Below are 6,117 nucleotides of genomic sequence, written 5' to 3'. Positions count from 1 at the left end.
ATCGTGCAGTCCGCACCAGACCACATGCTGTCCGGTGGCGATCTCGATGCCCAGCAACTCAAAGCTTTCCCGCAGCAAAAAGGCCGCCATCACCTGCCGGATGCGGGTCTCCATTTGTTCGGCGGTAAAGAATGTGGGGTCTTCGGCCCAGCGCATCCATCGGTGCAACTCATCCCAGGTTTCCGCCACGGCCACGGCGGTTTCGGCACCGTCGCCGGGCTGCTTGGGGCGAATCAATAGGCGAGGCGTACGGATCGGCATCCGAACGTCTATCAGCAATGGGTTGGCAGAACTCACGTTCCTGCCAGTCTAGCGCGATGACGCGTCTCAGATCTCCCAGCGAAGCAGCGCAGTGCCCACAGTGAATCCCGCTCCAACCGCGGCAATAAGGACAAGGTCACCCTTCTTCAGCTTCCCTTCCTCAACCGCCGTCTCCATCGCGAGAGGAATTGTCCCCGCCGACGTGTTCCCGTACTTCTCAATATTGATAATGACTCGATCAGCCGGCATACCCAGCCGATCTGCGGTCGAGGTAATAATGCGCTTGTTCGCCTGGTGAGGAATAAAGCATCCAAGATCGGCGCCCGTCACTCCGTTCCGCTCAAGCAGTTTCGTCGTAGCTTCCGCCATCTTGCGCACCGCGAACTTGTAGACCGCCTGGCCATCCTGGTGGATGAAGTGCATCTTCTTATCGATCGTTTCGTGCGTCGGCGGATTCAAGCTGCCACCGGCGGGAAGGTTCAATGAAACGCCGCCCGATCCGTCGATTTCGTGCACAAAGTCGATCATGCCGATTTCGCCCTCTTCCGCAGGTTCAATCAGCACCGCACCGCCGCCATCGCCAAACAAAACGCATGTTGCCCGGTCGGTATAGTCCGTCATGCGCGTGTTCGCATCGGCTCCGCAGACGAGCACCTTGGACTGAGCTCCGCTCTCAACAAGCTTGACTCCAGCCTGCAGCGCAAACACGAATCCCGAGCACCCGGCCGAAACATCGAACCCCCATGCGCCTTTGGCGCCAATCTTGTCCTGCACCAGGCATGCGGTCGAGGGAAACATCATGTCCGGTGTCACGGTGCCCACAATGATCACTTCGACTTCGCTAGGCTCAATGCCGCGCGCTGCCAGGCACTTTTTTGCAGCCTCAACGCAGATGTCGCTCACGCCCTTACCGGCAGCAAGCACATGGCGTTCCTTGATCCCGGTGCGTTCCACGATCCATTGATCGTTGGTGTCCACCATTTTTTCGAGGTCTTTATTGGTAAGAACTTGGGGGGGGACGTAAGTTCCGAGAGCGCTGATTTTGGCGCGCCTGCCCACTATGGGACGCACGGAAAGGCTCAATGCATTTCTCCTTGCGGCACGAAATCCGGCAACACCGGCTCGCGCTCAACATCGGTACGGCTCTTTGGTTCGGCTGCACCGCGGGGCAACACGACCGCGGCAGGGAGTAAAAGTGCCCTCGGCACCGCAAAAAGTACCGGGTGACCTACTGCGCCCGTACTAGCCCGTTACCGTTGCTTCCTTCCGGACCTGGCGGGATTGGCGGGATTACGTCGCGTAGGACCCGGCACTGATAGATTTTAGCATCTTGGCAGACCCTTGCATCCGCCATCCGCTGTGGCCAGTTCCCATCGCCGAAGGGAACTCTTTGCGTATACTTCCGCTGCTGCATCAACTCGACAATCTGAGGTAATGAATGAAGATGCTTCTTCTGTGTTTGGCGATTCTGCTGAGTGCTTCTTCCGCTGCGTTGGCGCAGGAACCCATACCGGCCGGCAAGAAGGATTCGGAAGGCCTGAATGCCCAGATCGTCGCGGCCCGCAAGGCTACTGCAGAGAAGCGATTCGCGGATTCCGAGGCGATGATGGCAAAGGTCACATCCGACGATCCCAAACTCATTCTGCCCTGGGTGGAACTTGGGCTCGCACAACTTGGACTGAAGAAATACCCGGACGCCGAAAGCAGTTTCAAAATGGCGCTTGGCATTGATCCTGAATCCATCCAGCGCGCGCATTCAGATGAGTTCTACCAGGCTACCGACAAACGCGATGCGGTAGCTCCCACCGCAACGCGGAATAGTCGCAACGCGGTAGGGGGCGCAGTCAACAACGCGCAGAGCCGCACCCCGGATATCAAGGGTGTGTCGTGGGCAAGCCTGGGAGAGATCTACGCACACGAAGGCAAGATAAAGGACGCGGAAGAAGCTTTCGATAACGCCGTCGCCGCGTTTCCGCAACAAGCAGCTCAATATCGTCGCAATGAAACGATCGTGTTCTTCCAGGTCGGAAATGCCGATGCGCAATTCGCTGCGGCGGAGAAGGCCATCCCGCTCGATCCAATGCGAGCCGCTTTGTATTACTTCAAGGGGCAGGCGCTCATTTCCAAGGCCACCATCGATCCAACGACCCAGAAGATGCTTTTGCCGCCTGGATGCGCCGAGGCCTACCAGAAATACCTGGAACTGGAGCCAAATGGCCCGTACTCGGCAGATGCGAAAGGCGTTCTGACCGGAGGCGGCATTCCGCTCAAAGCGGGAAAAAAGTGAACTTGATAGAATGAACCTGTGAGCAAAACTTCCCAACCCACGGCTCCCACCGTGGGCTTTGTTTCGTTAGGCTGCCCCAAAAATCTGGTCGACTCCGAAGTGATGATGGGTCTGCTGGACCGCGGCGGCGCGCGCCTGACCTCCCGCCCCGAAGAGGCCGACATCCTCGTCGTCAACACCTGCAGCTTCATCGACACCGCCAAGCAGGAGTCAGTCGACACCATCCTCGAAATGGCGCGCTTCAAAACCTCCGGCTCCGCCAAAAAACTCATCGTCGCCGGCTGCCTCGTAGAGCGCTACCGCGACGAGATCATCAAGAACATTCCCGAAGTCGATGCCGTCGTTGGCACCGGCGAACTCGAGTCGATCCTCGAAGCCGCAGGAATCGCCCCATCGCATTCCGCGGTTCCATCGCCCTTTAACATCCTCAGCGGCAATGGACACGCCGCAGTGCGCGAAGGACGCGAGGCCGGCGCAGGCACCCACAAAACCGAGTTCCGCCCCGAAGGCAATCTCCGCGAACAGCAAGGCCGCTTCAGCCGCGAAGAATGGCACGGCGCGGCGCACATGCTGCCGACATATCTCTATAACGAAGACACTCCGCGTTACATCTCCACCGGCAAAACATCGGCGTACATCAAGATCGCTGAAGGCTGCGATCACCCCTGCACCTTCTGCGTCATTCCCAACCTGCGCGGCAAATTCCGTTCGCGACGCTTTGAGTCCGTGGTCGCCGAGGCGCAGAAACTTGTCGCCGCCGGCGTGCAGGAAATCACCCTGATCGGCCAGGACACAACCTGCTACGGCGAAGACCTTGGCATCAAAGACGGCCTCGCTCTCCTGCTCGAATCTCTTGCCGGAATTGAAGGTGTCCGCTGGCTGCGCTTCCTCTACGCCTACCCGAATCGCATCACCGGCAAGTTGCTCGACACCATCGCGAAGCACGACAACATCTGCAAGTATCTCGACGTGCCCCTGCAACACGCATCTCCCGACGTGCTCAAACGCATGAAACGCGGAGCTGGCGCCGACATCTTTCTCAAGACGCTTGAAAAAGTCCGCGCAGCCGTTCCCGGGATCGCCCTGCGCACCTCCTTCATTGTCGGCTTTCCCGGCGAATCTTCCGCCGACTACGAAGTTTTGGAGCAGTTCATCAGCGATGCAAAATTCGACTGGCTGGGCGTCTTCAACTACTCCGATGAAGAAGGTTCAAAAGCCCACGCCCTCGACGCCAAGTTGCCGAAACGCACCATCGAGTCCCGGAAGCGCAAGCTGATGAAGCTTCAGCAAAAGATCTCAAAGCGTGCCAAGCAGCAGTGGGTCGGTCGCGAACTCGTAGTTCTAGCCGAAGGTGAGAGCGAAGAGACCTCCATGCTCTGGGAAGGCCGCACCGAGTTCCACGCCCCCGAAATCGACGGCAAGGTATACATCAACGACTTCGGCGAACTGCAGGAACTCGAAGCCGGAAAGTTCTATCGCGCCGAGATCACTGAAGCCCACGACTATGATCTGGTTGCGCGCGTGGTCGCCGGTCCGCTGTAAGTCAGCCATAGCCTGATCCGGAAATGCTGTTCTGCGAATATGTTCAGCCGCAGTTGCAGCATTTCTGTTGCTTCGTCTCTCGTTCCTGATGTATTCCTCAGAAACGGAGACCTGAAAGCATGCGAACCTCGCTGGTTGCGAGCCATCCATTTTTGCGGACCGCGATGCGTCTACCTGTCGTCGTTTGCATAACTTTTCTTCTATTTGCGATTGCGGGAGAAAGACACCGCGTGGGCGCCGGCATTCGCTCGTCAATCGAGGGTCTAGACCGCGAACTCTACGTGCTGAGTATCGGCATCAATGACTACCCCAAGGAAGGCAACATTCCTGATCTGCGGTTCGCCGACGCAGATGCCGAAGCGGTGGCTGCCACATTCGCAACAAAAGAGGTTGGCGTTACTTTCAAGCAGGTGCACGTGACCACCCTGCTCGATTCTTCCGCTACCCTGGCGGGTGTCAGGGCCGCGCTCGAACATTTGATTAGCGTGTGCAAGCCCGAAGATCTGGTGGTCTTCTATTTCGCGGGCCAGGGTGCTGTGCTCCTGCCAAATTCCAAATCCTCCTCGCGGGACGCCGGGGCGGGAGAATACCACTTCATCGTCTTCGATAGCACGATAAAGGGCAGCGACAAGACCACGCTGCGCAATTCTCTAACCTCTCGCGAGTTGAGCCAGCTTCTTCTCTCGATTCAAGCCCAGCGGCAAGTCATCATCATCGACAGTTCGCACTCCGCTGCCGCATTCGATTCCCTTAGGACTGCATTGAATTCTGATTCGGTCTTTACCCTGCATTACACAGGTCGGCGGTTCGCCCTGTTTGGTACAGAAGGAGCGGCAATTGAACCTCCATCCCTGGGACATGGACTGATGACTTCCTCTCTCCTCGATGCAATGAAGAGCACTTCAGAGATAGGCAGGAAGGGGTTTATCACAGAGGCCGACCTGGAAGGCCACATGATGTCGCACATGGGCCAGCTGAACGTCGAAGTTGGGGGCGACGAGCAACTCCTTAGCTACTCTGACCTGCGTGGCCTGTGTCTCTCTGTGACGGACATGTCGCAAGGCATGAATGACTGCAAGGCGTCCTACGGTTACGACCCGCAGGTCAAGGGTCCGAAAATGCGCGGCGTCGAGGTTGAGGCCCCGCCCGTCGACGAGCAAGCAGTAAACCGCGGTACTGACTACGCGCTGATTCTGGCGGGAGACAATTACGACCACTGGCGGAAGCTCGATAACCCCATCTACGACGCGCAAAGCCTGCAGAAAGAACTCGTGCAAAACTTCGGTTATGCGCCGCAGAATATTCTCTTGCGCGAAAACCCGACCAAGCGCGACATTCACGACGTACTCACGGAGTTGCACCATCGGACCTTTGACAAGAACGATCGCCTCCTCATCTATGTCGCCGGGCACGGCTTCATGGACGATTTTGGCGAAGGCTTTCTGGTCACGCGTGAGACGCTTCTCCCCGCCGAGGATCCTGACCTGGGCTCGGGACTTGACTTGTCCCGCTTCCGAAGTGCCATCGATCAACTCCCCATTCCCCACATCCTGCTGGTGCTCGATGTTTGTTACGGCGGCAGCTTCAAAGAACGCAGAGTCATTCCTGCCTATACCTCTGAAAGCCTGGATGCACCTCCTTCGCTCGACGCTTTGATCGCAAACAAGATGAAAAGCGTGTCTCGTCTTTACATCGCATCGGGTGGGTTGCGACAGGCCTACGATGGAGACCCGGGGATGCACTCTCCCTTCGCGCGAACATTTCTGAAGACTCTTCAGCAATTCGGAGGAAAGGAACACATTATTGACATGGGCCGGATCGACGGCGCCGTGTACGGGCTATGCCCACATCCGTATTACGGCACTTTCGGAATTCAGCAGGAAGGCGGCGACTTCATTTTCGTCCCCAGTCCTGATGCACGGCCCGTCGCAGATCCTGGCTTGGACGCAAAGGTCGAAGGCCCCCATTGCTCCTCGTGAATTCCCTGTTCTCCCAACAAACGAGATGGCGCGAGCAAGCATCTGATC

5 protein-coding genes and 1 other RNA gene are annotated in these 6,117 nt (G+C 57.6%); 3 read left to right on the top strand and 3 right to left on the bottom strand.

Annotated elements, in window-relative coordinates; translation table 11 throughout:
- The 3 genes from VK574_RS18405 to ffs form a co-directional block, all read right to left on the bottom strand.
- Positions 1-261, bottom strand: a 261-nt coding sequence (locus VK574_RS18405) for a GNAT family N-acetyltransferase (RefSeq protein WP_472801332.1), incomplete at its 3' end; no start/stop codon positions are given.
- Between the two features lie 66 nt (positions 262-327).
- Complete coding sequence (locus VK574_RS18400; protein ID WP_472801331.1) at positions 328-1,344, bottom strand: beta-ketoacyl-ACP synthase III; 1,017 nt, start codon at positions 1,342-1,344, stop codon at positions 328-330.
- 131 nt (positions 1,345-1,475) lie between these two features.
- An RNA gene (ffs, locus tag VK574_RS18395) (signal recognition particle sRNA small type) lies at positions 1,476-1,573 on the bottom strand.
- A gap of 126 nt (positions 1,574-1,699) precedes the next feature.
- Here ffs and VK574_RS18390 point away from each other — a divergent pair.
- The 3 genes from VK574_RS18390 to VK574_RS18380 all read left to right on the top strand — a co-directional run bounded on the left by VK574_RS18390 (position 1,700) and on the right by VK574_RS18380 (position 6,069).
- Positions 1,700-2,548, top strand: coding sequence for a tetratricopeptide repeat protein (locus VK574_RS18390; protein WP_472801330.1), 849 nt, complete (start codon positions 1,700-1,702; stop codon positions 2,546-2,548).
- A gap of 18 nt (positions 2,549-2,566) precedes the next feature.
- Complete coding sequence (rimO, locus tag VK574_RS18385) at positions 2,567-4,090, top strand: 30S ribosomal protein S12 methylthiotransferase RimO (protein WP_472801329.1); 1,524 nt, start codon at positions 2,567-2,569, stop codon at positions 4,088-4,090.
- Positions 4,091-4,320: 230 nt separating this feature from the next.
- Positions 4,321-6,069: a caspase family protein gene (locus VK574_RS18380; RefSeq protein WP_472801328.1), complete on the top strand. Its 1,749-nt coding sequence runs from the start codon at positions 4,321-4,323 to the stop codon at positions 6,067-6,069.
- Positions 6,070-6,117 lie beyond the last annotated feature (48 nt).

Source organism: Occallatibacter sp., from assembly GCF_035317045.1.
In the GTDB taxonomy this organism is placed as follows: Bacteria; Acidobacteriota; Terriglobia; order Terriglobales; family Acidobacteriaceae; genus Telmatobacter.
This window is presented reverse-complemented; position numbering and strand designations above follow the sequence as displayed.